We start from the raw sequence: 24820 nt of genomic DNA, 5'->3' as shown, positions 1-24820 counted from the left end.
AGAGAGCACGAGTAGCAACTCTCCGGACCAATCGATCCGGTTCGTTGCCCCTTCGAATGCTCTCGGTCTTATCCGCTTCAAGAAATGCGGCGCCGAATGCTGCCTGGGAGATGTATTCACCTCCCCGTGGGACCTTGTCCCTTGCAGGGCTGGCTAGAATCTATGCACGGGCTTTTGCAATTGCAACCCCCAAACAAAAAAGTAACCAATTAAGATTGTTGACGAATAATCGGGGGTACGGCAGCAACGCCCTGCAATACACACCCCTCCAGAGATCGCCCCAGAAAGAGCTGGACTGTTGCTGTGAACCACGCATCACTGAACCCACGCCCGAGCCATTCGGGCGCTCCTCGGTACCGGGGTTCGGCATTCCGCCAGCCCCAGATCAGAGGAGACGATACATGTCCAAATCCAAACAAACCAAAATTGACAAGGTGCAAGCTTTGTTGCATCGCCCGAACGGTGCCAGCCTTGAGGCGCTCTGCAAAGCAACGGGGTGGCAGCCTCATTCGGTCCGAGCGGCATTGAGTGGGTTTCGGAAGAAAGGCGCGACGATTGAACGGCGGACCTCCGACAAACCAAATGGAGCATCCACATATCATCTGGCGGCGGGAACTGGAGAAACGTCATGACCAAGACGAGCGATGTCGCCGATCTCGCCGCCATGGGTCGATCGGATCTGGTCACGCTCTGGCAGAAACTGTTTGATCAACCAGCCCCCGCCATGCTCAGCCAACCCTTCCTGCGCCGTTTTATCGCCTTTGAGATGCAGTCCCGCCGTCATGGCGGGCTACCCCGCCAGGTCAAAGCCACGCTGGAAAAGGGTTCCGAGAAAAAACCCCGGCCAGCCTGCCCTGCTCTTAAACCCGGCGGGCGCCTGCTGCGCGAGTGGAATGGCGTGACCCATGTAGTGGACGTTACAGAGGACGGCTTTGTCTGGAACAGTCGGTCCCATCACTCGCTCTCGGCCATCGCCCGAGAGATTACCGGTGCGCATTGGTCAGGGCCGCGTTTCTTCGGGCTCACCGGCAAGGCGGCCAAATGAGCCCGCGCCGTAAAATCCGATGCGCCATCTACACGCGCAAGTCCTCAGAAGATGGATTGGATCAGGACTTTAATTCGCTGGATGCGCAATATGAGGCCTGCGCAGCCTATGTCGCCAGCCAGCGACACGAAGGCTGGACCCTACTACCCGGGCGCTACGATGACGGCGGCCTGTCCGGCGGTACACTCGAACGCCCTGCCATTCAACGCCTTCTTGAAGAGATCGATGCCGGGCGTATTGACATGGTGGTGGTTTACAAGATTGACCGGCTGACCCGCTCGCTTGCCGATTTCTCGAAGCTGATCGAACGGCTGGAACAGGCAAACTGTTCCTTTGTGTCCGTCACACAAGCATTCAACACCTCCTCATCCATGGGTCGGTTGACCCTGAATGTGCTGTTGTCCTTTGCTCAGTTTGAACGGGAAGTCACCGCCGAACGTATTCGCGACAAAATCGCGGCGTCCAAGAAAAAGGGGCTTTGGATGGGTGGCAACCTGCCCCTCGGCTATGACCGCCACCCCGATCCGAAGGCAAGAACGCTGGTCGTGAATGAAGAGGAAGCGAAAACGGTCCGGCATCTCTTTGGGCTTTATGACGAGCTGGGTTGCCTGCGCAAAGTAGAAGAACGGGCAACGGCAGAAGACCTGCGGTCGAAACGGGTTGTTCGGGCGGATGGAAGCATGAAAGGGGATTGTCCGCTGTCACGCGGTCAGATCTATTACCTGCTGCGCAACCCGGTTTATCTCGGAAAAATTCGCCACAAGAATAAGAACTGGGACGGACAACATACGGCGATCATCGACCAACGTGTTTGGGACCGGGTACAGGAAAAAATGCGACAGGCCTCCAATCGCTCCCGTGCACGCGGCGGCTCTGATACGCGCCAACACTCCAATGACCCCGGCGCCTGGCTCACCGGTCTGCTACAGGACGAAACAGGTGATCGGTTGACGCCGACCCACACCACACGCAAAGGCCGACGGTTGCGCTATTACGTCTCCAATCGACTGATCTCGGGTGGCAAGGATTTCTCCGGCTGGCGACTGCCCGGCCCGGCGCTGGAACACGCAGTCATTGATGTCATCGTCAGACATCTGCAAGACGCAGCCGCGGCGCACCAAGTACTGGCGCAACCGGAGGCCGGGTCAGCCGATGCAGTGCAGACTACAGTTGCAGATTTAGTAACCCGGCTTCAAGGCCAAGGCGGTCAGGTCGGCGCTGCTCTTATGGCCAAAGGCAAAATTGCACGAGGACAGATCGACCTCGAATTTAACCCCAAAACTCTGGCAAGCGCACTTGGCATCGCGGCCGATCATCTGCACCCGGATCTCACCCACGTCACCGCATCTTTCGATCTGCGCCGCCGCGGTGTCGAGGCCAAGATCATCGCTGGAGACATTTCACCCCAACCCGATCCTCACCTCCAGTCCATGCTGCTCCGCGCCCATGGCTGGGCGCGCGATCTGAATGCCGGGATTCAACTGATGGAAATTGCACGCCGTGAAAGCGTTCCCGGCGCATTCATCCGCACCCGCGCCCAGCTCGCGTTTCTCTCCCCGAAGATTCAGGCCGCGATTCTAGACGGGACCCAACCGCCCGAACTCACACTCAAGCGTCTGGTCAGCGTGACCCACCCACTTAATTGGTCCGAACAGGAACGCCAGTTCGGCTTTTGATAGCTTCAGATCCTGCGTCCCTGATACAGGGTTCGCCCTCCCTGATCCGCTGGAACAATTCCCTGTTCCCGCGAGAAAATTCCCTGTTCCGCTTTTTAGGGAATTTGCAACATAAACCTCTGAAAAACATGCAGTTCTGACAGGAGAAATGACCGAACTCAGACCCGTTTCACGAAAATTCCCTGTAAATTGCCGGGTATCAGGGAAATCCAGCCCAAAGCGACCCCGCCAAAATGCGGCACTGAGACTGCGGCCGGAATTGCGCTCTGAATGTACAGTCTGCTCCGTCTCTGATTGAAAGCGCACGCGCCAACTCGCGGAAATTGCGGCACAATTCCGGGTCAGAAAACACAACTGAAGTGAGACGGGTATGGGTGGCGGGGAGACAGGGATTCGAACCCTGGGGACGCTCTCACGCCCAACGGTTTTCAAGACCGCCGCATTCGACCACTCTGCCACCTCCCCGTCGAAGGCAGGGTCTAAGCGCAAGTTCGGCCAGAGGCAAGTCGAAATCGGGATTTCTTGCCGAAGCCCGCGCAGCGGTCTTTCCATGACTCTTCAGCCGCGTTATGATCCCCGAAATAGACCGAAACAGGCTGGCAAGCAGAACCAGCAGACCGGCAGCGGGGTTCCGAGGACGAGACCCCTTCAGGCAAGGGATAAGCAGATGAAGCGAGCGATCATGACACGCCCGGGACCGAAACGGTTGGCGTATCTGGCGTTGACTTTGACAGTTTTAAGCGGGTGTGAAGATATTCTTCAAGAGGCTGAAAAACCTGAAGAAAACTCAAACAAAACCGAACTCCTTCCCGAGGTAGCCTCGGGCTCGCAGCGTGACGTCGAAGCTCCCGAGGTTTTTCAGGTCACCGAAGCGGGGCTTTGGGATGGCAGGCCCTCGCTGGGCGGGATCTGGGTTGCCTACCCGGAAGTATCCCAGCCCGAGCGTGTCGTAATTACGAACACCGCAAACAACAAGTCTGTAACAGGGGCCCTGTTCCGACGTGAACGCAACCTGCCCGGCCCGGCGCTTCAGGTGTCATCTGCTGCTGCGGAACAGCTCGGAATGCTGGCGGGCGCGCCGACAAAGGTCAGTGTGGTCGCTTTGCGCCGTGAAGCTGTAAAGGAATCACCACCAGAGGACGCGCCCACACCGGAAGACGAGGCGGCAGATACGGCTGCGGTGTCGGACACCGCGGCCACCGGCGATCCATCCGCGGCAGATACCGAAAAACCGGCCAAGCCGAAATGGTGGCAAAAGAAGGCGCCAGCGGCAGCAGCCGGTTCGGCAGCGGTTGCGGCGGATGCGGCAAGTTCTGCCAACGCAGCGACCGAAGGTACGGACACGACCACAGCTGCGGCATCAGCCACTGAGGACCCAACAGAGCCCGCTGAAGAAAAACCCGCCAAGCGGAAGTGGTGGCAGAAAAAAGAGCCAGCAGCGGCAGCGGCGGGAGCCACCGTGGCTGCGGCGGGTGCAGCAACAGGCGGTGCTGATGTGGCCGCAGATGTTGCGGCAGCCGCAGCTGCACCGGCGTTGTCGGACGCGCCGGTCGAAGCCCCCGCTGAAAAGCCTGCAAAACGGAAGTGGTGGCAAAAGAAAGACCCCACTGAGATCACCGAAACGCCACTGGATCCCATCGAAGGCGCTGCATCCGCGATTGACGCGACCGAAGCGGTTCCTGCCGCAGCGGCGGCAACAGGCGCTGCGTCTCCGCTGAGCAAACCATTTGTGCAGATCGGCACGTTCAGCGTCGAAGCAAATGCGAATGCCGCCGCCGAGAAAGTGCGCCGGAATGGCATGTCGACTGTTGTGCGGGAACTGAAAACCGAAAACAAAACAGTATGGCGGGTCCTGGTTGGCCCTGCCGCAACCCGGGCCGAACGCAAGGCCATTCAAAAAGATGTAAAGGACCTTGGTTTCAAAGATGCGTTCACCGTGTCCGACTGATACAAGGAGGCGTAACATGCTATCCTCATTGCGAACTTCTGTTCTGGCCATTGGGCTTGCTGTACTGGCAATCCCGGCTCAGGCTTTTGATACATCCGCCCGCGCGGCTTATGTGATCGATCAGACCACCGGTACGGTGCTTTTGGCAAAAGACGCCGATCAGCCCTTGCCTCCTGCATCCATGTCCAAGCTCATGACGCTGTATGTTGCTTTCGAAGCGCTGCGTGACGGAAGACTGACGCTGGACGAAACCCTGCCCGTGTCCGAACACGCGATGAGCTATGGCGGCTCGACCATGTTTCTGAACACGCAGGACCGGGTTCGGGTCGAGGACCTGCTGCGCGGCATCATCGTTCTGTCAGGCAACGACGCCTGCGTGGTCCTCGCCGAGGCGCTAAGCCCTGACGGGACAGAGGCCGGGTTTGCCCGCTATATGACCCAGCGCGCAAAGCAGATCGGTATGAACAACTCGAATTTCGCGAACTCGAACGGTTGGCCTGCCGCCGGACATATGATGTCGGTTCATGATCTTGCGGTTCTGGCCGACAGGCTGATTACCGACTTTCCCGAATACTACCCCCTGTTTTCAGAAGAGGTATTCGAATTCGATGGCCGTGCGCCGTCGAATGCCCGTAACCGCAATCCATTGCTGAAACTGAGCATTGGCGCGGATGGCCTGAAAACCGGCCACACGCAGGAGGCCGGATACGGCCTGGTCGGGTCTGCCAAACAAGGCGATCGCCGTGTCATCTTTGTCCTCAGCGGGCTGGACAGCACCGGTCAACGGGCAGAGGAGGCTGAGGCCGTGGTTAACTGGTCGTTTCGAAATTTTGTCGAGAGGACAGTTGCCAACGCGGAAACGCCGATAGCCGAAGCCAAGCTGTGGATGGGCGAGAAAAAGACTGTTGGTCTTGTACCTGACGGCGATCTGACGGTTCTGTTTCCGGTTCTGGGCACACAAAACGTCAAGGCTGAAGTTGTCTATCAGGGTCCTATCAATGCGCCGGTCAAGAAAGGCCAGCAACTGGCCGAACTTGTCATCAAGCCTGAAGGATTGCCGGAAATTCGACGTCCACTGGTGGCAGCGGAAGACGTTGCAATTGGTGGATTTGTCGTCCGTATGCTGACCGTTGGCGGCATAGTTCTGAAAGACGTGATCAATAACCCACTGGAGTCGATGTGACCAAGGCGGGGTTATTTCTGACTTTCGAAGGCATTGACGGATCAGGCAAGTCAACTCAGGCGCGGATGCTGGCGGATCAACTGCGGGCGCAGGGTCATGAGGTCGTTTTGACGCGTGAACCGGGCGGCTCACCCGGCGCGGAGGAAATCCGCAGCCTGGTATTGGAAGGTGATCCCGACCGCTGGTCGGCCGAAACGGAAATCCTGCTTTTCACGGCCGCCCGCCGCGACCATCTGGAACGTACGATCGAACCCGCACTTGCCGCAGGGCAAGTGGTGATCTGCGACCGCTTTGCCGACAGCACACGTATGTATCAGGGCCTGTCGCGGGGCGATCTGCGCGGCCTTGTTGATCAGCTGCACAGCCTGATGATCAAGCGCGAGCCGAACTTGACGCTGCTGATCGACATGGACCCCGATACCGGCCTGTCCCGCGCCAAAGGGCGGCAAGGCGCGGAAGAACGGTTCGAAGATTTCGGCCCGGACCTACAAAGGAAAATGCGGGCTGGCTTTCTGGCACTGGCCCATGAGTTTTCCGACCGTTTCCGCGTGGTGGACGGTAACCGGGACATGGACAGCGTTGCGCAGGATGTGACAGAAATCGTCCAGGCTGCTTTGCGATAGACGATGAATGACGAAATCCCCTCTCCGGATCAGGTGCCCGGTGCGCCGCATCCCCGCGAGACCGTCCGGCTTTTTGGTCAGGATGCGGCGGAACAGGCGTTTCTGACCGCCTACAACTCGGACCGGCTGCACCACGGCTGGTTGCTGACCGGGCCGCGTGGCGTCGGCAAGGCAACGTTGGCCTGGCGGATTGCGCGGTTCTTGCTGGCAACACCTTTGGCAAACGACGGTGGGCTGTTTGGCGCGCCGCCACCGCCAGAGACGCTCGACATTGATCGCGACCACCCGGTGTCACGTCGCATTCTGGCCGGGGCCGAGCCGGGATTGGCCGCGATAGCCCGGTCGCTGAATGATCAGGGGCGGCTGCGCAACGAAATCGTTGTGGACGACATCCGAAAGCTGGGAAAGTTCTTTGGCCTGTCCTCTGCCGATGGTGGGCGCCGGATTGTAATCGTGGATTCGGCGGATGAGATGAATGTCAGCGCCGCCAATGCTTTGCTGAAGATGCTGGAAGAGCCTCCGGCGCGTACAACTCTTTTGCTGGTATCGCACCAACCCTCGCGCTTGTTGCCGACCATCCGCTCTCGGTGCCGGACCTTGCGTCTTGGGTCCCTGAGTGCCGAGGATATGCAGGACGCGCTGTCGCAAACCGGGACGACCTTACCGACGCATCCCGAATATCTCGCCGCATTGGCCGCTGGCTCGGTCGGGGAGGCCGTTCGCCTGATCAATCTGGGCGGACTTGAAATCTATGCCGAACTGATTGCCATTCTGGGCACCCTGCCCCGCCTGGACCGGCAGCGCGCGCTGGCCCTGGCCGAGGCCGCGGCACAACGCGGCGCGGCCGAGCGCTTTGATCTGCTGCTGACACTGATCGATATCGCCTTGTCTCGGCTGGCCCTGACCGGGGCAACCGGAGCACCGCCGACCTCTGAGGCCGCCCCGAACGAAGCTGAAACGCTGGCCAGACTGTCGGATTCTTCGGATCAGGCCCGTCGCTGGGCCGAAGTCGCAGCGACAATCACAGCCCGCGCGCGACATGGTCAGGCGGTGAACCTTGACCCTGCCGCTCTGGTCCTAGATACGGTGTTCAAGATACAGGAAACCGCCGGCCAGGTCAGATGAGCGACACCCCCCAGATCACCGACAGTCACTGCCATCTGGACTTCCCGGATTTTGACGGTCAGTTGGACGACATCATCTCGCGCGCGGCCGAGGCTGGCGTGACCCGGATGGTGACGATTTGCACCAAACTGCGCAATGAACCCGCAGTCCGTGCAATTGCCGAAGCCCATGCACCGGTATTCTACGCCGCAGGCACCCATCCGATGAGCGCCGCTGACGAGCCTATGGTCTCGGTCGATGAATTGGTTGCGCTGGCACAACATCCCAAATTTGTGGGCATCGGTGAATCAGGTCTGGATTACCACTATACCGCCGACAGCGCTGAGCTTCAGAAGCAATCCCTGCGCATTCATATCGAAGCAGCCCAGCGCACAGGGTTGCCTTTGATCATTCATGCCCGCGCGGCAGACGACGATATGGCCCAAATTCTGGCCGAAGAGTATCGCAATGCGCCCTATTCCTGCGTGATGCACTGTTTCTCGTCCTCGGCCGAGTTGGCCAAAGCCGCGCTGGATCTTGGGTTTTATCTGTCCATGTCCGGCATTGCGGCCTTTCCCAAAAGCCAGGAGTTGCGCGACATTTTCGCAAGCGCGCCGGTGGATCGCATTCTGGTGGAAACCGATGCGCCCTATCTTGCGCCGCCCCCTTATCGTGGCAAGCGAAACGAACCGGCCTATACCGCACATACAGCCCGAAAAGGGGCTGAAGTGTTCGGTCTGGAGTATCCGGCTTTTGCCGCCCAAACTCAGGCGAACTTTGACCGGCTGTTCAGCAAGGCGGCAACGAACAGGGCCGCTGCATGACCGAATTGCGATTTACCATTCTGGGCTGCGGATCGTCAGGCGGCGTACCCCGGTTGGGTGGCCACTGGGGTGCTTGCGATCCTGCTAACCCCAGGAACATTCGCCGGCGCTGTTCCCTGCTTGTCGAGCGTGACGGCCCCGGCGGCACAACCTCAGTGTTGATTGATACGACCCCGGACATGCGCAGCCAGTTGCTGGACACGGGCACCGGGCGGCTTGATGGTGTAGTCTATACACACTCTCACGCGGATCATGTCCATGGAATCGACGACCTGCGCATGATCGTGTTCAACATGAAAACCCGTGTACCGGTCTGGGCTGATGGTGATACTCAGAACGCCCTGCTGGGGCGGTTTGGATACGCCTTCATTCAACCCGAAGGGTCACCTTATCCTCCGATCCTCGACCTCAAGTCCATCGACGGGCCGTTCGAAATCGACGGACCGGGCGGGCCCATTCCGTTTCGTCCATTCAAGGTCAATCACGGCTCGATAGATTCTCTAGGTTTTCGCATGGGACGGCTCGCCTATTTGCCGGATGTTGCCGAAATATACGACGACGCATGGCCTGAAATGGAAGGGTTGGAATATCTTATAATCGACGCCCTGCGCCGAAGCCCTCATCCCACACATGCACATCTGGAAAAAACGCTTGAGTGGATTGAGAAGCTGCAACCAAAACAGGCGATTCTAACCAACATGCACATCGATCTGGATTATATGACCCTCGATGCAGAAACTCCGGACAATATCACCCCCGCCTATGACGGGATGGTGATACATCACGCGTTTCAGGCCCCTGTTCCTTTTGCATAAGATATCGCAACCTGGCCGTTGCACGGGGGCCAAATGCTGCAAAGTCTGATTGACGTCATTCTTCCTGTCTTTCTTGTGATCGGTGCCGGCTACACGGCAACACGAACAGGATATTTCAAAGAAGACCATGTCGACGGGCTGATGAGATTTACTCAAGGGTTCGCGATCCCATGCCTGTTGTTTCTTGCCATCGCGCATCTGGACCTCAGCGCCAGTTTCGATCCCCGGCTTTTGGCCAGTTTCTATTCCGCCGCCGCCTTGTGTTTCATCGCTGGTCTTTTTGGTGCGCGCATCATTTTCGGCCGCGAATGGGAAGACTGCGTGGCAATCGGGTTTTGTTGCCTGTTCTCTAACTCGGTTCTGCTGGGATTGCCGATTACCGAACGCGCTTATGGTCCCGAGAACCTGACAGGCAACTATGCGATTATCGCCTTCCATTCCCCGTTTTGTTACGGCGTAGGGATCACGGTGATGGAGGTTGTCCGCAATCGCGGAAACGGTGGCGTACGCATGGCGCGTTCTGTTCTGTCGGCAATGTTCAAGAACGCGCTGATCCTTGGTATTGCACTGGGATTCGTGGTTAATCTATCCGGTTTGGACATCCCGGCTGTGGTGGACGAAGCCCTTGGTCTGATCACGCGGGCCGCCCTGCCTGGCGCCCTGTTTGCACTGGGCGGGGTACTGGTCAAATACAAACCCGAAGGCGATCTGCGCACCATCGCTTTTGTTTGCTGTATCTCGCTGATGCTGCATCCCAGCCTTGTGTGGATATTCGGCAAATCCACAGGGCTGCCTCAGGACCTGTTCCGCTCGGGCGTGTTGAACGCAGCCATGGCGCCGGGGTTCAACGCCTATATCTTTGCTAACATGTATGGCCGCGCCAAGCGGGTGGCAGCTTCGGCTGTTCTCATTGGGACAGCCACATCTATCCTGACTGTCTGGCTTTGGCTAACGGTTCTGGGCTAACAGTAGTGTTGACTTCGGTTCGCACAGAGGCACCTAACGCATTTCGTGTCAGGAGATCCAAATGCCACATGCCATCATCGTCGCACATGGTCAGCCGTCCGATCCAGAACCGGCCGAGGCTGCTTTGGCTGCGTTCGCGGCTACGGTCGACGCCCTGACCGAGCATGTAACGGTGCATGCCGCAACTCTGGCCGCGCCCGGCGCGTTCGAGGCTAAGCTGAGCAGCTTGCCGGAAAACACGGTCATTTATCCGCTTTTCATGGCAAATGGATGGTTTGTCACCAGCGCTTTGCCCAAACGATTAGGGGATCACAAAGCGCGCATTCTAGACCCGTTGGGTGTTGACCCAGAGCTACCGGAATTGACCGCACGCGCCCTGCAATCCGAATTGTCCGAAAGGAATTGGGCAGCTGCGTCGACCGACCTGGTCATTGCAGCACATGGGTCAGGGCGTAGCCGAAACCCCTCGGTCGTGGCTCTGAACTTCGCATCGCAACTTCAAGAAATGCTGGCTTTCAAATCTGTCCGCGTTGGGTTTGTTGAAGAACCGCCATACATTTCCGAAGCCGCAACCGGCACGGGGGCTCAGGCGCTGTGCCTTCCGTTCTTTGCCTGCACCGGGGGGCACGCAGTGGACGACGTGCCCGCCGGATTGAGCCAAGCAGGGTTCAAAGGCGTTCTGCTGCCAGTGGTAGGGGAACTGCCACCCATCCGGCACCAGATTGCCAAGCAGTTAACAAAGGCCGTTCAGCTCGCTTGAAAATTCGCCTGAAATCTTTGACCCGGAAGCAGGAAAACTCAGGTTTGCGCTTTGATCAGCGTGGAATACAGGCGGTGGCAGGACCGGCCGTCTCGCTTGGCCTGATAAAGGGCGACGTCGGCGGCGTGAAGGATGTCGGCGGCTTTGGGAACCTTGAACTGGGTGGACAAGGCCGTTCCGATACTTGCAGAGATACAGCACGGTTGGTCCTGAAACATCATGGGTTCATTCAACCTTGCGATCAGACGGCCGGCGATGGACTCCAGAGTTTCTTCCCGCGTCAGGCCCTTGAAAATTATGACAAACTCATCCCCACCAACCCGGGCAACCGTATCGTCTCCACGCGTCTCTTCAAGCATGATGCGGGCCGCCTGTTGCAGAACGTAATCCCCGGCGGCATGGCCCAGCCGATCATTCACGGATTTAAAGAAGTCTAAATCCAGATGCATAAGGGCAAATGTAGAATTTGCCAGGATCAGATGCCCCAACAAATGATCCATCGCGCGGCGGTTCTTCAATCCTGTCAATGTATCGGTATATGCCTGCTCTTCCGCGGCTAGCATTGCCCCCTGAAGCCTGAGATTAAGTGAACGAGACGCTTCCATCGCGGCGGATTTGGCTTCGACCAGATACAACAGCTCGATCGCCAGGTCAGTGCCGGAAAAATCAGCGCTTGTCAGGGCGTAATCCCGAACCGCATCCAAAATCGAAATACCGAATGACAGATTGATGACTGCACCGCCCGAGTCGGGCAAGGGCGCGACCAGGCCTTTCAGGGTCGTACGCGGTTCATCGCGAAATCTCAGATGCAGTTTGGCACCGGCCATCGACATCAACGCGGGAAGGGTGGTGACTGTTCTGGGGCGGATCAGCTCGAACACGTCCAGAACACCCAGCCCGACCAAAGGCAATTCGGGCCGCAGCTTTTGCAGTGTCGGACCCGCTTGTTGAATGCGTCCGCTTCGGTCCACCAACAGGAACATCGGGCAAAGCGTTTCCAGAAGATCTGCCAGTTCCTGAGTATGTGTCATCTGTTCCGAGCCCCCAGATCAAAATGGCGCCCCTCGGCAAAGGCGCTTTCGACCAAAATGATTGAAATGATTTCACAACACTCCTGACGACCCTCATGCGACAGCATCACCAGCGCACCATAATCATCGGCCATCGCGCGCAGGACCCCGACCATAACACTGGAAAATCCTGGTAAGTCCGGAAGGCAGCACAACTGGTATTCCGTGGCTGAAAGCTCTCTCAACTCAAGCGCAGGCAAATTCAGATCAGAGACAGCCAGTCTTACACGATCCGCAAGATCATCAAGGGAATGAAGGAACTCAACATAGGTGACACCCCCAAACCTAAGCAGTCGGCGCAGCCCTTCCATGTTCGGATGGGACACCAGATATGTTCCCAGATCTTCGAGGATTTCGGCCTGTGGTCGATTGAGGTCAATACTCAGGGCCTCAAGCAACCGCGTCGTCATGTCATCATCATAGATGAGCATGGCTTCAAATTCGACAAACCCTAGCCGCGCACCTTCGGTCACGCGAACCCAGCAGGATTGCCCGTAGGTCGCGCCGACAAAGGACTGTATCGCCCGATTGATCAGACCATGCATCGGATGCCTCAGTTTGGTGTCCTTGGCACTGTGGTCTGAGAAACCTTAACAAATAGCCAAAATTCGCCCCGAGTTGCTGTGAAAGCAACGGAGTATCAAGTCGACACTACCCGCCCAGTCAGAAGTCCGTCGGCGCGCCGCCTTCAGCCTTGCGGCGTTCAACGAACTCGGCCAGTTCCTCGCGGATACCATCGTCCATCGGAGGTGCCTCAAAGCTCGAGATGATCTCTTTGAACATGTGATGCGCACGCTCAGCCGTCCAGATGCCTCCGGCGGCCTCCCAGCCCTCATAGTTCTTCCAGTCGCTCAGGAAGGGCTGGTAGAAGGCCGTGGTGTAGCGATCCTGTGTGTGTTGGATTCCAAAAAAGTGACCGTCATTGCCAACCGCGCGGATGGCATCCAAAGCAATCTCATCCGGTCCGGTCGCGGTTAGATCAGGGTTCATATAACGCTGAATTTGCTGCAAAACCTCGCAATCCATAATGAATTTTTCCGGGCTTGCGATCAGGCCGCCTTCCAACCAACCGGCGGCGTGGTACACCATGTTGGTGCCCGACTGCACGGCCGCCCAGAGCGAATTCGAGGTTTCCCACACGGATTGCCCGTCTGGCACATTGGCCGCACACACACCGGATGAACGCAGCGGCAGCCCATAATATCGCGCCATCTGCCCGGTCATCTGGGTCGAGCGCATGTATTCCGGCGTCCCGAAAGCGGGCGCGCCTGATTTCATGTCCACGTTCGACGTGAACGTTCCGATTACGCAGGGAATACCGGGGCGCACATATTGGAACAAAGCGATAGCGCATAAGGCTTCGGCCAGGGACTGGGCAACCGCCCCCGCCATCGTTACCGGTGCCATTGCCCCCGCCAGCGTAAAGGGGGTTACGACAATCGCCTGCCCGCGCCGCGCCAATCTCAGGCAGCCATCAATCATCGGATGGTCATGCTTCAGCGGCGAGGTCGAGTTGATGTTGGTGTACATCCGTGGCGAGGCCTCGAATTCCTCATGGCTGAGACCGCCCGCGATGCGCACCATTTCCATCACATCTTCGACACGTTCCTTACCCAACGAATAGGCGTGCATCGCCTTGTCGGTCAGGGTCAGCTTGTCATACAGCACATCCAGATGCCGGACGCTGGCATGAATATCGACGGGTTCTACAGGATATCCGCCTGCGAAGTGAATACAGTTGAAGTACTGCGTCAGTTTCAGAAGATTCTGGCACATCTCGCGATTGCCGGGCACTTTCTTTCCAATCTCCATGTCCCAGTAATTAGGCGGCGACGAAACGTTGCCGAACAGGATGTTCTTTCCACCGATCTCGATCCTGTGGTCAACATTGCGGGGCGTGATGGAAAACTGGCTGGGCGCCTTGGCGATCATCTCCATGACGAAATCGCGCCCCATGCGGACGTTGTCACCATCGATCGTGCACCCCGCCTCGCGCAGGATGCCGATTGCCTCTTCGTTGTAGAATTCGATCCCGATTTCTTCCAGAATTCGCATGGCCCCTTCATGGATCGCTTCGATCCCGGCCTGATCCAGCGGTTCAGTCGGGCGATCTATATTGATGGGTGGGTCCCACGGCATCTGGTCAATCACCGCGCTGCCCCTGCGTGCTGCCGCACCTGCGCGTCCTCCGCCGCGGCGTTTGCGTGTGTTGGTCTCGGCCATGGTTGCCTCCGTTCTGGCTTGATACAAGCAAGACCCGAAGACGCATTTCTGGCCGCTCCATCTGCGACAGAGCTTGTCGGTTTTCTATAATTGAGCGTCGATTTTCCGGATCAACGCATCATTTTTCGGCCAGCCATGCAGGAATGTGACCGATATCCGGCAAGACCACATCCGCCATCGGTGCCAGCGCATCTGCTTCTGCCAATCCGGTCAAAACGCCAATGGTGATCATCCCGGCTGCGCGCCCCGCTTGCAGGTCATGAACACTGTCACCCACCATTGCAATGCGCGACGGCTCGACCCCGACCTGTGCGGCAAAGGCCAGCAACTGACCGGGCCCCGGTTTGAACCCATGACCACTGTCATACCCGGCGATAAAATCGAAGTGTTCGCGTATTCCAGCAGATTCCAGATGCTGCAATGCCGGGTGCTCACTGTCATTTGTCGCAACGCCCAGTTTGATCCCGGATTGCTGCAACCCTTTCAGGAATGGGCCCAACGGCACGGCAGGGGATTGAGGAGCGGCTGCGGCCTCGGCATTCATCATGTCCACAACTTCCTGCAATGTCACATCGTCAACATGCGCAATAAGCACCTCGGCGATTTCTTCGACCGTTGCGGCGATCACAATGCTATCTGTGACATACCGCTCTTGCTCGTAGTCAAACCCGATGACGCTCCCGAGTTCCACCGCCCGGTCTACATCCCCCTTTGTCAGACGCATCAGCAACGAGCGCCCGAAGGTTCCCCAGGTTTTGGCAAAATCGAACAAAGTGCCATCCTTGTCGAAGACGATTGCTTCTATTGGCATCGCGTGCTCCTGCGGAAAAGGTGTTCAGGTCCAGTGTACATCGCCACCGCCTGACAGAACGGCCCGCGCTTGGGCCGGGTGATCATAGGCGATCGAGTTGGCGTCACAAAACGCCATGACCCACGAATCGTCAAGCACCAGAAAATCGAGAACCGAAGCCAGAAAGTCCCTATCACCGGCCCGATTGCGAACATCCCCGATCGAAGCGCCTGTCGAGCCAAGAAATACAGGCAAAAGCTCGTCATTGCTGACCAGCCACCCCAGGGCTGTCAGAGCAAGAGTCTCGGCTAAATCGGGCGATAGGGGCATAAACCGCGCTCAGAGAATGGTGTTGGAAAGAGTTTGTTAACCAGACTCATAAACAATTTGTTCACGCATGCAATCAACGGTGAACGACTATGTCTGTGCAAGGCACCATCCTTGTCCTCGACGGGGTATCAACCAACCGCATAATGCTGAAGGTTCAACTGACTGCTGCCTGGTACCACGTGGTGCAGGGTGGAAAACTTGAAGGGCTACAAGCCCTTGCCCGTCGCGTGCAGCCAGACCTTGTTCTGACGGCCCAAACATTGCCCGATGGAACAGCCGCAGATGTCAAGAAAGCCCTCGCCGAAGTATCAGGCCTTGATGACGTGCCCGTTGTCGTACTGGCAGCACAGAATGACAAAAACGCGCGCCTGCGTGCCCTGAAAGACGGGCTGGACGATGTGTTGACGCACCCTTTCAAAGATACGTTGCTACTGGCACGCATTCGCAGCCTTTTGCGCGCGCGCGCAGCTACTCAAGATTTGCAGGTCAGCAACGGATCGCAACCTATTGGGTTTGGGGAACCCGCCCCTGTCATGATCAGCCCACCAAACGCGGCCCGGGTTGATATCTTGACCGATACTGTCCGAACTGGTGCCCTTTGGCACAAGGCCTTGCAAGGCCACCACCATTTCGATCTGTCCTGGCATCTTCAATCGAACCTGCAAGGCGTTTTGTCCGGGCCGATACCGGACGCGATTGTGGTCGAACTGGGCTCACCCCCGTCCGCGCTGAATATCCTTGCGGATCTCAGGTCACGCGCAGCAACCCGGAACACTGTCCTGATTGGCATCCTGCAGGACAACGACGCCGTGCAGGCCTCGGAAGCGCTGGACAGAGGAGCGGACGCCGTGTGCCTGGGGGGGTTCTGCGCGCAAGAGATCCTGTTGCGGCTGAACAATCAGATTGCGCGCAAGGCACGGCTTGATCACTTGCGCGTATCACTGAGAAAAGGGATCGCCGAGTCCTGGATTGACCCGCTGACCGGGCTGCACAATCGTCGTTACGCCATGCGGGCATTGGATCAGATCGCGCGCCAGTCTGCCCGTACCGGACGTGGCTTTGCCGTCATGCTGGCGGATCTGGACCACTTCAAGACCATCAATGACTGCCATGGCCATGGCGCCGGTGATTGTGTTCTGACGCAGGCCGCAAAACGCATGCAAAGCGCACTTGGATCCAAAGGTTTTGTCGCCCGTATCGGCGGTGAAGAGTTCATGTTTGCGGTGCCTGATGTGTCACAAAAGCAAGCCAGAAAACTGGCTGAGACCATCTGCGACAGCATTTGTCGCGCCCCGTTTCGACTATCGGACCAAGGTTTGCAGGTTAACGTCACGATCAGCATTGGGCTGGAGATGCCGCAATCGGGTACGCCGGGAAAAGAACGCACACCCGTTCCTGTAGAAGATATCCTGAAAGCCGCCGACAAAGCACTTTACGCGGCAAAAAAAGCGGGGCGCAATCAGGTGAGTATCAGGCAAAGCGCAGCCTGAACCCGTCAATCCTTTTTCTTGTGCCCATGCGGCCCGCGTTCGACGATCTTTTGCAACCTGTCCGCATAAGACTGCCGCTCTGCGTCACTCATGGCGGTGACGCGAGCCAGCCATTGTGTCTGCAATGCTAGTTGCAGTTCTGCCGTCGCCTGCGACTGTTGCTGCAACAACACTTCAACGGCGACCGGATCGAAGGGCACCCTGCGCAGCGCCAGGCTCAGGGCTTGAAAGTCCTGTCTGCGCCCCCTTAAGTCTTTTTCGCGCAGCGCAGACAGTTCCCCTCGCATCGCTTTGCGGTCATCTTTCGGCAAAGCGCGATACAGCGCAGGACCGAATCCCGGCGGTGCCTCGGTGTGATCTCCATCCTTCAGGCGCAGCACGGTTCCAACTGCAACACCGACAACCAACAGGTTCAGTGCCAATGACGAAACCAGCAAAACCGTCATCCACCGGCGTTTCGGTTTAGGGGCAGCATTCATTCAGTGCTCTCCAGAAAACTCGTGTCATATCCAAGGTCCGCCACAAAAAGGATCGTCTCCTGCGATGCCAGCAGATTGGCGGGATCAGGCAGGAACCCCGGCGCGGAAAAGCCGATCCAGAGCCCCGCCGCACTGGCGGCGATCAAGCCGCCCAACCCCTGCCAGCCACCTACGTTGTCCATCATTCGATGCCAGATCGAAGATTGAGGACGCGGTTCAGGCCTTAGGCGACTGAGGCGGAGTTTTTCAGCATCTGTCTGAATGCGCACGGCCAGATCGTCGGGCAGCGCCGGTCGGTTTTGCCGAGCCTGCGCAAACAAATGATCCAGTTCCAGGTTTTCATCCGTCATCGTCATACCCCAGTTCTTCACGTCGCCCGGCCAAAATCGCGGTCAAACTTCGTTTGCCCCGCGCGGTCAAGCTTTCGACCGCTTCTACTGAAATTCCCATAATCCCGGCAATTTCAGGGTTGGGCAACTCTTCGATGTGGCGCAGAATCACTGCCTGCCTCTGCCTTTCGGGCAGCTGAGACAGGGCAAGCTGCAACGCATCCACGCGGGCCTCATCCTGCAGTCGGTCGGCTACGCTGGCTTTGCCATCTTCTGGCTCAGGAATATCCGACAACCTGCCGGGGGACTTCCTGCGCCGAATGTCCACACACAGATTCAACGTCACGCGATACAGCCATGTCGACACTTTGGCCTGACCCGGCACCCATTCCGGCGCCATCTGCCACATCCGCATCATCGCCTCCTGCGTTACGTCTTCTGCCTCGGCCCGATTGCCCAACATACGCAACGCGACGGAATAACAAAGCGGCCCAAGGCGATCGGTTAAGACCCGCGCAGCCTGTGCGTCACCCTCAGCAAATTGGCTCAGCAACACATCGTCGCTGAGAGAGCTCGCGGTGCAACCCGCACCGCGAACATCGTGTAGGTGGGAGGTCAGGTCCTCCACCCTGCATCAGTTGTCGATTGCACCCGACTTGTGGTGCTTTTTCTTATGGTGCCGTCCCATCCGGTCTTTGGCATCGGCAAATTCCTGTTCCGATATTCCACCACTGTTATCTGCATCCATCCGGTCAAACATCTTGTCACCCCGGCGCGGTTTCGGCAACTCGTCCTGGCTTAGGAACCCGTCTTTGTTCGCATCGTTGTTTTCGAACATTTTGGTGACGCGGTCGTTTGCTTTTTTCTGAGCGGCGGCCTGCATCTCCTCAAGGCTGAGCTGGCCGTCCCCATCAGTATCCGCGGCCGAGAAACGCTCGGTGCGATGTGCTTCCATCTCCTGCTGAGTCACTTGACCGTCGCCATTGGCATCCAATTCCTGAAAGGACACTGGCTCACGACCACCCGGGCCAGCCGCCAGAACAGACGTGCCGGTGATTGCAACACCCGACAGGACAATCGCCGTGATGAACTTTGCGTTTTTCATTTCGGTTTTCCCTTGTTGACGCGGCCTGAGTGCCGCTGCTCATATCCATTCAAACGCGCGAGGCAGGGAATTCCGTCGCAGTGTCAGCAACTTTTTTTGAACCATCTCGGTATTTCACGACGTGGTTCACCCTAGGTGCGTTGCAAAGCGACGCACCCCCCTTTAAAAACCACCCGTTCAGGCGCATTATCCGCCAAAGATTACTGCGCGAGTTATATTATGACGGATCAGACGATCGACACCACAACCCAGAACGAGCGTGAAACCTGGCCCGCTTTGGTCAAAGGGTTTCGGTGCAAGTGCCCTAGTTGCGGCGAAGGCAAGCTGTTGCACAGCTACCTAAAAGTGAATGACACCTGCTCGAACTGTGGACAGGAACTGTTTCATCATCGCGCCGATGATGGGCCAGCTTATCTGACGATCCTGCTGGTCGGGCATTTGTTGGCCCCGGCCCTGCACGTCTCGTATGTGAACTGGCGCCCGGACCCATGGGTGATGGCCATCGGGTTTTCCATTGCTTGCGTTGCACTGTCGCTGTTTTTGCTCCCCCGTTTGAAAGGCGCTGTGGTCGCCTATCAGTGGGCGCGTCGTATGCACGGTTTTGGCAACGATTCATGAGCCGGAAGAAGCGATTGTTTTAGGCATGATGACCGACAAAACCGCCATCCGCGACGCCGCAACCGTCATCGTGCTGAGGAACAGGTGGACCAATCCGTCGATCCTGATGGGTCAACGTGGGTCCAAGGCCGTGTTCATGCCCAACAAATTCGTGTTCCCCGGTGGAGCGGTCGATCCGGCGGATGCGGATGTACCGCTTGCGACCGCACTGCCTGACCTGTGTTCTGAGCGGTTGGCGGAACAGGCGGAATCCGGAAAACAACACGCCCTTGCCGCCGCAGCAATTCGCGAGCTTTGGGAAGAGACAGGACTTGTCCTTGGCCAGACAGGACACTGGCCGGGCAGCATTCCCGACGACTGGCAGAGCTTTTCCGCCATGGGTTACGTGCCGTCGGCAGCTGCGCTACAATTTGTTTTTCGCGCAGTCACACCGCCCGGCCGCCCCCGCCGGTTCGATGCGCGGTTTTTTCTGGTCGATGCCGATGCGCTGCAGGGCGATCCGGATGATTTCAGCCATGCCTCGGACGAGCTGTCGCATCTGCAATGGGTGGAACTGGATCGGGCGCGCGACCTAGATTTGCCGTTTATCACCGAGGTTGTTCTGGCCGAGGTCGCGGCCCGGGTGACCTCACCCGAGCCGCCAGTATCGGTTCCGTTCTATCAGAACAACGAAGAAGCCAATCTGTTCCTGCGACTCAGAGGCTATCCGATGCCCGAGCACGACTGACCGATCAGTTTCACCGCATCCGGCTGACAACCACCGTCACTTCAGGTTTTTTGCCGATTTCCGCTTTTGCCGTCTGACGCACAATCCGGCGCATTTCGTCTTCCAGCTTGTCGTCATCCCGTAGGGTCTTGGCCGCAGCCCGCATCAGGAACTGGTTCAGGTCTTCTTCCAATACTTCGACCAATCCGGCGCGGGACGTTCCGACTTCGGGCAGACCCATCGTATCGCACCACGGTTCGCCCAGCGGCTCGTCTTCTTCGTCCAGAACGACTGTCACAGTTACGTGGCCGTTCAGCGCCATGCGAATACGGTCCCGTACCACACCGTCCATCGCACCGATTTTCACCGTACCGTCCAGATAGGTACGCCCGGTTTCGACATAGTCGACCACCACGGGTGCATTGCCGCTGAGATCCAGCATGGTGCCGTTCACGGCCAGCACACCCGTTCTGCCACCCTGCTCAGCCAGTTTGACATGCTCGCGCAGGTGCCGGTGCTCTCCATGCATTGGGATCACAACTTGCGGATCGATCAGCGCGTGCACCTTCTCAAGATCAGGCCGGTTCGCATGGCCAGAGACGTGATAGAGGCCCGAGCTGTCATCCACCACATCCACGCCCTTTTCACTGAGCTGGTTCATGATGAAAATCACGCCACGTTCGTTTCCGGGAATGGTTTTCGACGAAAACAGGAACAGATCGCCTTCGGACAGTTCCAGACCTCGGTACTTGCCACGGGCCAGTTGCGCACTTGCCGCACGGCGTTCGCCCTGGCTGCCGGTCACGATCAGCATCAGGTTCTGGCGCGGCAGGTCCAACGCCTCTTCTGCGCTGATCACCTTGGGGAAGTCCGACAGGATACCCGTTTCGGTCGCGGCCTCGATCATCCGCCGCATTGCGCGCCCCAGCAACACAACTGAACGCCCCGCGCGTGCGCCCGCCTCGGCCAATGTTTTGACCCGTGCCACGTTCGATGCAAAGGTGGTAGCCACAACCATGCCCTCGGCGCTTTCGACTAGCTTTGTAATCTCTGGCCCGACCTCGGATTCCGAACGGCCCGGATGCGCCGAGAAAACATTCGTGCTGTCGCAAACCAACGCCTTGACACCCGGCTTGGCAATCTCGGCCCACAGGTCGGGATCGAAGGGTTCGCCCACGACCGGGTTTGCATCCAGCTTGAAATCACCCGAGTGCACCACGCGTCCTGCGGGCGTGTCGATGACCAACGCAGCACTTTCCGGGATCGAGTGTGAAACCGGAAGGAAACCGACGGTAAACGGTCCGACTGAAACCGTTTCAGGCCAAGCGGACACGGTTGTCACCGCATCGGTCGGGTGCGCGTATTCTTCCATCTTGCGACGCGCGATATTGGCCGTGAAAGCCCGGGCATAGATCGGAGCTCCCAGAGCCTCATAGCAATGAGCCACCGCGCCGACATGATCTTCATGCGCATGGGTGATGAAAACGCCATCCAGCCGGTCGGCCCGTTCTTTCAACCATGAAATATCCGCATAGATCAGGTCGACGCCCGGAGTTGTGTCCATATCGGGAAAGGTGACGCCCAGATCCACCAGGATCAGGCGTTCCTGCCCGGGCTGACCATATCCGTACACATAGGCATTCATGCCAATTTCGCCCGCGCCACCCAGCGGCAGGTAGATCAATCTTTCACTGCTCATATCGAGCCATTTTCCTTGTTGTAGCGATGAATCACGGTCAAGCCGTGCATCGTCAAATCATCTTCGATTACGTCGAACCCCACGTCGGCCTGATCGAACAAGGGGGCCAACCCTCCGGTTCCCACGACTTTCATCGGCATTCCATATTCGGCCTTGATCCGCGCGATCAGCCCTTCGATCAGGCCGGAATATCCCCAATACACGCCCGACTGGATACAACCAACCGTATTTGTACCGATCACCTTCTCGGGACGCGTGATGTCGATATGCGGCAGTGCGGCTGCGCCCTGATGCAAAGCCTCAAGGCTGAGGTTCACACCCGGAGCGATGACGCCCCCCACATAGGCACCGTCCGCGGCGACAACGTCGAAATTTGTTGCGGTACCAAAGTCCACCACGACGACATTGCCGCCATGACGGTCAAATGCGCCAACTGCGTTGGCCAGTCGATCCGGGCCCGGCACAGTTCCTTGATCCACACGCGGCGGCACGGGCAGCAGGCAATCCGGCCTTCCCACCACCAGCGGCCTGCACCCAAAAAAGCGATCAGCAAAGATGCGCAGGTTGAACACGACGCGCGGCACGGTCGAGGCAATGATGACATCCGAGATATTCGCCTCGATCCCGTAATGTTTCACCAGCGTCGAATACCAGGTGAAATAGGCGTCCGCCGTGCGTGCGTGATGGGTCGAGGTGCGCAGGGTGCACAGAAATTCCTGACCATCCCAGATCGAGAAGACTGTGTTGGTATTGCCGCAATCAATGGCCAGAAGCATCTGTGCCCCTTTCAGAAATAGACATCCGCCGCAGGAATGCTCACGCGACCTTTGGCGGTGTTTAAGACAAGGTTACCGGCTGCGTCCACCGTTTCGAAGGTCCCAACCGTCTCAGACGTGCCGGTACGGGCCGTGATAACCTCGCCCAGCCGGGCAGCACGGGACAGCCACGCAGTGCGAATGGGTTCGAACCCGTAGGTAACAAACTGAGTTTCATATTTGGCATAGGCCGAGGCAAGCTCGGTCAGAAAATCCTCGGGCGTGACGTTTGCACCGGTTTCCGACAACAGCGAGACGGGACGGATCGCGCCCGGTTCTACCACGTCGGCGTCTGGGGCGTTGGCCAAATTCACGCCAATACCGATCGACAGATGCGCTACACCGCGCCCCTGACCGGCGCTTTCCAGCAAAATACCAGCAAGCTTACCTCCGTTCAGTAGTACGTCATTGGGCCATTTCAACGACAACCCCGCGGCACGCCCCGTCACAGAGACACAAGCGTCAAACAGGGCTAATGCCGCAACAAAACTGCGCAGTGCCGCCTGTTCTGGCGCACCTTCGGGGCGCATCAGAAGGGTCGCTGCAAGGTTGCCCATGGGGTTGGCCCATGACCGTCCGCGTCGTCCACGCGCAGCCGTCTGATGATGCGCCATGATCCAGACAGGACCACGGGCATTGGGGGCAATCCGCGCCGCTTCGTTGAGCGTGCTATCGACTTCCTGCACTTCGTGCAGACCATAGCCTTGTGGCCACTTGGTCATATCAAAAAGGCCCGGTCACGCGACCGAGCCCCTCTCTCAGATTGTGCAAAACGTTCAGTTGACAAGAGTCGCCGCCGCGGCAGCGGCCGCGCCCTCGATCCCGAACTGATAGAAGACCCCGATCAGCATCAGCGCCGCGGATCCCATCAGGGCGACCCATAGAACGGGTGTCGACCGCGTTTCGATCGGGTCCTCGTTCTCGGCCCCGAAATACATGTAGAACACGATCCGCAGGTAATAGAAGGCGCCAATTACCGATGCGATGGCTGAGACCACAACAAGGCCGGTCAAATCGGCACTTACACCAGCCCGCCAAACACCAAACTTCGCAAAGAAACCCAGCATCGGTGGGACACCGGCAAGCGAGAACATCAGGATCAGAACAGCAAGGGCCTTGCCCGGATCACGTTTGGAATACTGGCGCAGCGCATCAATGTCAGTGACGGGTTTGCCGTCGCGTTCCATCATCAGGATAAACGCAAACGTGCCAATGTTCATGGTCACGTAAATCGCCAGATACATCAGCATCGCCTGAATACCCAACTCGGTACCAGCCGCCAGACCGATCAGCGCATAGCCCATATGGGCAATCGACGAGAACGCCATCAGTCGCTTGATGTCGCGCTGACCAATTGCGGCAACCGCCCCCAGCAGCATCGACAGCACCGACAGCAAAACAATCACTTGCTGCCAGTCTTTGACCACGCCTCCGAAGGCGTCATGCAGAAGACGTGCAAACAAGGCCATTGCTGCGACTTTCGGCGCGGTGGCAAAGAAAGCCGTAATTGGCGTCGGCGACCCTTCATAGACATCTGGCGTCCACATATGGAACGGAACCGCCGACACCTTGAATGCCAGACCCGAGATCAGGAAGATCAGGCCAAACAACAGACCAACCGAGACGTCCCCATGATGGACCGTCTGAATAATGCCCGAGAACAGTGTCGTGCCGGTGAACCCATAGACCAGCGACGCACCATACAGCAGCAGACCTGAACTGAGAGCGCCCAGAACAAAGTATTTCAGCCCTGCTTCGGTTGATTTCGCACTGTCACGACGCAGCGCGGCAACAACATACAGCGCAAGGGATTGCAGCTCGAGCCCCATGTAAAGAGACATCAGATCGCCCGCGCTGACCATCATCATCATACCAACGGCAGCAAGCGCCACCAGCAGCGGATATTCAAAGCGCAGAAGACCCCGGCGCGCCATGTATTCCTGGCTCATCACCAGAACGGCACCTGCCGACAAAAGGATGGCAACTTTGGCAAAACGCGCGAACCCGTCATCTACGAACATGCCGTTGAAGGCCACGTTGGTGCCACTGCCCTGGGTGGCGATCCAGATCGCCAGGACCGCCATCAGGCCCGCCGTGGTCCAGACCAGAACCGAAGCCAGCCCGTCTTTCGACGTGTAGACTGCCCCCAACAGAGCCACCATCGCATAGATCGCCAGAACGATTTCCGGCAGGATAATTGTCAGATCAGCCTGGATCATGTC

General features: G+C 58.0%; 27 protein-coding genes and 1 tRNA gene. 14 read left to right on the top strand and 14 right to left on the bottom strand.

Annotated features, from left to right (window positions below; all coding sequences use genetic code 11):
• Positions 1 to 56 precede the first annotated feature (56 nt).
• Genes ACR0AD_RS01420 through ACR0AD_RS01410 form a run of 3 tightly spaced genes read left to right on the top strand, consistent with a single transcriptional unit; the run spans position 57 to position 2721 of the window.
• Positions 57 to 632, top strand: a complete 576-nt coding sequence (locus tag ACR0AD_RS01420; RefSeq protein ID WP_480556305.1) for a DUF3489 domain-containing protein — start codon at positions 57 to 59, stop codon at positions 630 to 632.
• A complete protein-coding gene (locus ACR0AD_RS01415; protein ID WP_480486172.1) occupies positions 629 to 1045 on the top strand; it encodes a DUF2924 domain-containing protein in 417 nt (138 codons plus the stop codon). Before ACR0AD_RS01420 ends, ACR0AD_RS01415 begins: the two co-directional genes overlap by 4 nt.
• Complete coding sequence (locus tag ACR0AD_RS01410; RefSeq protein WP_480486173.1) at positions 1042 to 2721, top strand: recombinase family protein; 1680 nt, start codon at positions 1042 to 1044, stop codon at positions 2719 to 2721. The genes ACR0AD_RS01415 and ACR0AD_RS01410 overlap by 4 nt, the downstream gene beginning before the upstream one ends.
• Positions 2722 to 3096: 375 nt before the next feature.
• Here the strand turns inward: ACR0AD_RS01410 and ACR0AD_RS01405 are convergent.
• A tRNA-Ser gene (locus tag ACR0AD_RS01405) sits at positions 3097 to 3186 on the bottom strand.
• Between the two features lie 202 nt (positions 3187 to 3388).
• On the opposite strand from ACR0AD_RS01405, the gene ACR0AD_RS01400 reads away from it, so the two are divergent.
• From ACR0AD_RS01400 to ACR0AD_RS01365, 8 genes are all read left to right on the top strand, one after another.
• Positions 3389 to 4669, top strand: coding sequence for an SPOR domain-containing protein (locus ACR0AD_RS01400; protein WP_480537462.1), 1281 nt, complete (start codon positions 3389 to 3391; stop codon positions 4667 to 4669).
• Positions 4670 to 4685: 16 nt separating this feature from the next.
• Positions 4686 to 5852, top strand: coding sequence for a D-alanyl-D-alanine carboxypeptidase family protein (locus ACR0AD_RS01395; RefSeq protein ID WP_480486176.1), 1167 nt, complete (start codon positions 4686 to 4688; stop codon positions 5850 to 5852).
• Positions 5849 to 6475, top strand: a complete 627-nt coding sequence (tmk, locus tag ACR0AD_RS01390; protein ID WP_480486178.1) for a dTMP kinase — start codon at positions 5849 to 5851, stop codon at positions 6473 to 6475. The genes ACR0AD_RS01395 and tmk overlap by 4 nt, the downstream gene beginning before the upstream one ends.
• Positions 6476 to 6478: 3 nt before the next feature.
• Positions 6479 to 7600, top strand: a complete 1122-nt coding sequence (locus tag ACR0AD_RS01385) for a DNA polymerase III subunit delta' (RefSeq protein WP_480486180.1) — start codon at positions 6479 to 6481, stop codon at positions 7598 to 7600.
• Positions 7597 to 8403, top strand: a complete 807-nt coding sequence (locus ACR0AD_RS01380) for a TatD family hydrolase (protein ID WP_480481764.1) — start codon at positions 7597 to 7599, stop codon at positions 8401 to 8403. The genes ACR0AD_RS01385 and ACR0AD_RS01380 overlap by 4 nt, the downstream gene beginning before the upstream one ends.
• Positions 8400 to 9218, top strand: a complete 819-nt coding sequence (locus tag ACR0AD_RS01375; RefSeq protein ID WP_267362766.1) for an MBL fold metallo-hydrolase — start codon at positions 8400 to 8402, stop codon at positions 9216 to 9218. The genes ACR0AD_RS01380 and ACR0AD_RS01375 overlap by 4 nt, the downstream gene beginning before the upstream one ends.
• Before the next feature lie 33 nt (positions 9219 to 9251).
• On the top strand, positions 9252 to 10184 hold the full coding sequence (locus ACR0AD_RS01370) for an AEC family transporter (RefSeq protein ID WP_480486182.1): 933 nt from the start codon (positions 9252 to 9254) through the stop codon (positions 10182 to 10184).
• Between the two features lie 61 nt (positions 10185 to 10245).
• Positions 10246 to 10944 carry a CbiX/SirB N-terminal domain-containing protein gene (locus tag ACR0AD_RS01365; RefSeq protein WP_480486183.1) on the top strand — a complete coding sequence of 233 codons (699 nt, stop codon included), beginning with the start codon at positions 10246 to 10248 and terminating at the stop codon, positions 10942 to 10944.
• A 38-nt stretch (positions 10945 to 10982) separates the two neighbouring features.
• Here ACR0AD_RS01365 and ACR0AD_RS01360 read toward each other — a convergent pair whose 3' ends face one another.
• From ACR0AD_RS01360 to ACR0AD_RS01340, 5 genes are all read right to left on the bottom strand, one after another.
• The gene (locus tag ACR0AD_RS01360) at positions 10983 to 11975 is read right to left on the bottom strand and encodes a diguanylate cyclase domain-containing protein (protein WP_480486185.1); all 993 of its coding nucleotides are present in this window, start codon (positions 11973 to 11975) and stop codon (positions 10983 to 10985) included.
• Positions 11972 to 12559, bottom strand: coding sequence for a heme NO-binding domain-containing protein (locus ACR0AD_RS01355; RefSeq protein ID WP_480481768.1), 588 nt, complete (start codon positions 12557 to 12559; stop codon positions 11972 to 11974). Before ACR0AD_RS01355 ends, ACR0AD_RS01360 begins: the two co-directional genes overlap by 4 nt.
• A 118-nt stretch (positions 12560 to 12677) precedes the next feature.
• Complete coding sequence (locus tag ACR0AD_RS01350) at positions 12678 to 14237, bottom strand: trimethylamine methyltransferase family protein (protein ID WP_480481769.1); 1560 nt, start codon at positions 14235 to 14237, stop codon at positions 12678 to 12680.
• 118 nt (positions 14238 to 14355) lie between these two features.
• Positions 14356 to 15048: an HAD family hydrolase gene (locus ACR0AD_RS01345; RefSeq protein ID WP_480486187.1), complete on the bottom strand. Its 693-nt coding sequence runs from the start codon at positions 15046 to 15048 to the stop codon at positions 14356 to 14358.
• Between the two features lie 24 nt (positions 15049 to 15072).
• Positions 15073 to 15357 (bottom strand): DUF3572 domain-containing protein, encoded by a 285-nt coding sequence (locus ACR0AD_RS01340; RefSeq protein ID WP_267362783.1) that lies wholly within the window; start codon positions 15355 to 15357, stop codon positions 15073 to 15075.
• An 89-nt stretch (positions 15358 to 15446) separates the two neighbouring features.
• Here ACR0AD_RS01340 and ACR0AD_RS01335 point away from each other — a divergent pair, with 89 nt between their 5' ends.
• The gene (locus tag ACR0AD_RS01335; RefSeq protein ID WP_480486188.1) at positions 15447 to 16847 is read left to right on the top strand and encodes a diguanylate cyclase domain-containing protein; all 1401 of its coding nucleotides are present in this window, start codon (positions 15447 to 15449) and stop codon (positions 16845 to 16847) included.
• Between the two features lie 5 nt (positions 16848 to 16852).
• Here ACR0AD_RS01335 and ACR0AD_RS01330 read toward each other — a convergent pair whose 3' ends face one another.
• Genes ACR0AD_RS01330 through ACR0AD_RS01315 form a run of 4 tightly spaced genes read right to left on the bottom strand, consistent with a single transcriptional unit; the run spans position 16853 to position 18760 of the window.
• Positions 16853 to 17326 (bottom strand): periplasmic heavy metal sensor, encoded by a 474-nt coding sequence (locus ACR0AD_RS01330; protein ID WP_267362788.1) that lies wholly within the window; start codon positions 17324 to 17326, stop codon positions 16853 to 16855.
• Positions 17323 to 17676: a hypothetical protein gene (locus tag ACR0AD_RS01325; protein ID WP_480481773.1), complete on the bottom strand. Its 354-nt coding sequence runs from the start codon at positions 17674 to 17676 to the stop codon at positions 17323 to 17325. The genes ACR0AD_RS01330 and ACR0AD_RS01325 overlap by 4 nt, the downstream gene beginning before the upstream one ends.
• Positions 17666 to 18283, bottom strand: coding sequence for an RNA polymerase sigma factor (locus ACR0AD_RS01320; RefSeq protein WP_480486191.1), 618 nt, complete (start codon positions 18281 to 18283; stop codon positions 17666 to 17668). Before ACR0AD_RS01320 ends, ACR0AD_RS01325 begins: the two co-directional genes overlap by 11 nt.
• Before the next feature lie 6 nt (positions 18284 to 18289).
• A complete protein-coding gene (locus ACR0AD_RS01315) occupies positions 18290 to 18760 on the bottom strand; it encodes an EF-hand domain-containing protein (protein ID WP_267362793.1) in 471 nt (156 codons plus the stop codon).
• A 219-nt stretch (positions 18761 to 18979) separates the two neighbouring features.
• Here ACR0AD_RS01315 and ACR0AD_RS01310 point away from each other — a divergent pair, with 219 nt between their 5' ends.
• Both ACR0AD_RS01310 and ACR0AD_RS01305 read left to right on the top strand, forming a co-directional pair.
• The gene (locus ACR0AD_RS01310) at positions 18980 to 19378 is read left to right on the top strand and encodes a DUF983 domain-containing protein (RefSeq protein ID WP_480486193.1); all 399 of its coding nucleotides are present in this window, start codon (positions 18980 to 18982) and stop codon (positions 19376 to 19378) included.
• Between the two features lie 25 nt (positions 19379 to 19403).
• The gene (locus ACR0AD_RS01305) at positions 19404 to 20105 is read left to right on the top strand and encodes an NUDIX hydrolase (RefSeq protein ID WP_480486195.1); all 702 of its coding nucleotides are present in this window, start codon (positions 19404 to 19406) and stop codon (positions 20103 to 20105) included.
• 10 nt (positions 20106 to 20115) lie between these two features.
• Here the strand turns inward: ACR0AD_RS01305 and ACR0AD_RS01300 are convergent, their stop codons facing one another.
• The 4 genes from ACR0AD_RS01300 to nuoN are packed head-to-tail and all read right to left on the bottom strand — an operon-like array spanning position 20116 to position 24817.
• The gene (locus ACR0AD_RS01300; RefSeq protein ID WP_480486196.1) at positions 20116 to 21783 is read right to left on the bottom strand and encodes a ribonuclease J; all 1668 of its coding nucleotides are present in this window, start codon (positions 21781 to 21783) and stop codon (positions 20116 to 20118) included.
• Entirely contained in the window at positions 21780 to 22559 is a 780-nt protein-coding gene (locus ACR0AD_RS01295) for a type III pantothenate kinase (protein WP_209504438.1), read from the bottom strand. Before ACR0AD_RS01295 ends, ACR0AD_RS01300 begins: the two co-directional genes overlap by 4 nt.
• Before the next feature lie 11 nt (positions 22560 to 22570).
• Positions 22571 to 23320: a biotin--[acetyl-CoA-carboxylase] ligase gene (locus tag ACR0AD_RS01290; RefSeq protein ID WP_480486199.1), complete on the bottom strand. Its 750-nt coding sequence runs from the start codon at positions 23318 to 23320 to the stop codon at positions 22571 to 22573.
• 54 nt (positions 23321 to 23374) lie between these two features.
• The gene (gene nuoN, locus ACR0AD_RS01285; protein WP_480476104.1) at positions 23375 to 24817 is read right to left on the bottom strand and encodes an NADH-quinone oxidoreductase subunit NuoN; all 1443 of its coding nucleotides are present in this window, start codon (positions 24815 to 24817) and stop codon (positions 23375 to 23377) included.
• Positions 24818 to 24820: the final 3 nt, after the last annotated feature.

The organism is Ruegeria sp. BH8, from assembly GCF_056538065.1.
The sequence above is the reverse complement of the archived record's forward strand: the minus strand, read 5'-3'. Positions and strand labels throughout refer to the sequence as shown.

What these genes read in the sequence shown, in the direction of transcription:
- ACR0AD_RS01305 (WP_480486195.1), top strand. Translation starts at nt 19,404, where the DNA reads ATGATGACCGACAAAACCGCCATCCGCGACGCCGCAACCGTCATCGTG.
- ACR0AD_RS01355 (WP_480481768.1), bottom strand. Translation starts at nt 12,559, where the DNA reads ATGCATGGTCTGATCAATCGGGCGATACAGTCCTTTGTCGGCGCGACC.
- ACR0AD_RS01360 (WP_480486185.1), bottom strand. Translation starts at nt 11,975, where the DNA reads ATGACACATACTCAGGAACTGGCAGATCTTCTGGAAACGCTTTGCCCG.
- nuoN (WP_480476104.1), bottom strand. Translation starts at nt 24,817, where the DNA reads ATGATCCAGGCTGATCTGACAATTATCCTGCCGGAAATCGTTCTGGCG.
- ACR0AD_RS01365 (WP_480486183.1), top strand. Translation starts at nt 10,246, where the DNA reads ATGCCACATGCCATCATCGTCGCACATGGTCAGCCGTCCGATCCAGAA.
- ACR0AD_RS01350 (WP_480481769.1), bottom strand. Translation starts at nt 14,237, where the DNA reads ATGGCCGAGACCAACACACGCAAACGCCGCGGCGGAGGACGCGCAGGT.
- ACR0AD_RS01395 (WP_480486176.1), top strand. Translation starts at nt 4,686, where the DNA reads ATGCTATCCTCATTGCGAACTTCTGTTCTGGCCATTGGGCTTGCTGTA.
- ACR0AD_RS01290 (WP_480486199.1), bottom strand. Translation starts at nt 23,320, where the DNA reads ATGACCAAGTGGCCACAAGGCTATGGTCTGCACGAAGTGCAGGAAGTC.
- ACR0AD_RS01300 (WP_480486196.1), bottom strand. Translation starts at nt 21,783, where the DNA reads ATGAGCAGTGAAAGATTGATCTACCTGCCGCTGGGTGGCGCGGGCGAA.
- ACR0AD_RS01325 (WP_480481773.1), bottom strand. Translation starts at nt 17,676, where the DNA reads ATGACGGATGAAAACCTGGAACTGGATCATTTGTTTGCGCAGGCTCGG.
- ACR0AD_RS01340 (WP_267362783.1), bottom strand. Translation starts at nt 15,357, where the DNA reads ATGCCCCTATCGCCCGATTTAGCCGAGACTCTTGCTCTGACAGCCCTG.
- ACR0AD_RS01375 (WP_267362766.1), top strand. Translation starts at nt 8,400, where the DNA reads ATGACCGAATTGCGATTTACCATTCTGGGCTGCGGATCGTCAGGCGGC.
- ACR0AD_RS01400 (WP_480537462.1), top strand. Translation starts at nt 3,389, where the DNA reads ATGAAGCGAGCGATCATGACACGCCCGGGACCGAAACGGTTGGCGTAT.
- ACR0AD_RS01410 (WP_480486173.1), top strand. Translation starts at nt 1,042, where the DNA reads ATGAGCCCGCGCCGTAAAATCCGATGCGCCATCTACACGCGCAAGTCC.
- ACR0AD_RS01370 (WP_480486182.1), top strand. Translation starts at nt 9,252, where the DNA reads ATGCTGCAAAGTCTGATTGACGTCATTCTTCCTGTCTTTCTTGTGATC.
- ACR0AD_RS01310 (WP_480486193.1), top strand. Translation starts at nt 18,980, where the DNA reads ATGACGGATCAGACGATCGACACCACAACCCAGAACGAGCGTGAAACC.
- ACR0AD_RS01345 (WP_480486187.1), bottom strand. Translation starts at nt 15,048, where the DNA reads ATGCCAATAGAAGCAATCGTCTTCGACAAGGATGGCACTTTGTTCGAT.
- ACR0AD_RS01380 (WP_480481764.1), top strand. Translation starts at nt 7,597, where the DNA reads ATGAGCGACACCCCCCAGATCACCGACAGTCACTGCCATCTGGACTTC.
- ACR0AD_RS01415 (WP_480486172.1), top strand. Translation starts at nt 629, where the DNA reads ATGACCAAGACGAGCGATGTCGCCGATCTCGCCGCCATGGGTCGATCG.
- ACR0AD_RS01330 (WP_267362788.1), bottom strand. Translation starts at nt 17,326, where the DNA reads ATGAATGCTGCCCCTAAACCGAAACGCCGGTGGATGACGGTTTTGCTG.
- ACR0AD_RS01295 (WP_209504438.1), bottom strand. Translation starts at nt 22,559, where the DNA reads ATGCTTCTGGCCATTGATTGCGGCAATACCAACACAGTCTTCTCGATC.
- ACR0AD_RS01335 (WP_480486188.1), top strand. Translation starts at nt 15,447, where the DNA reads ATGTCTGTGCAAGGCACCATCCTTGTCCTCGACGGGGTATCAACCAAC.
- ACR0AD_RS01385 (WP_480486180.1), top strand. Translation starts at nt 6,479, where the DNA reads ATGAATGACGAAATCCCCTCTCCGGATCAGGTGCCCGGTGCGCCGCAT.
- ACR0AD_RS01420 (WP_480556305.1), top strand. Translation starts at nt 57, where the DNA reads ATGCTCTCGGTCTTATCCGCTTCAAGAAATGCGGCGCCGAATGCTGCC.
- ACR0AD_RS01315 (WP_267362793.1), bottom strand. Translation starts at nt 18,760, where the DNA reads ATGAAAAACGCAAAGTTCATCACGGCGATTGTCCTGTCGGGTGTTGCA.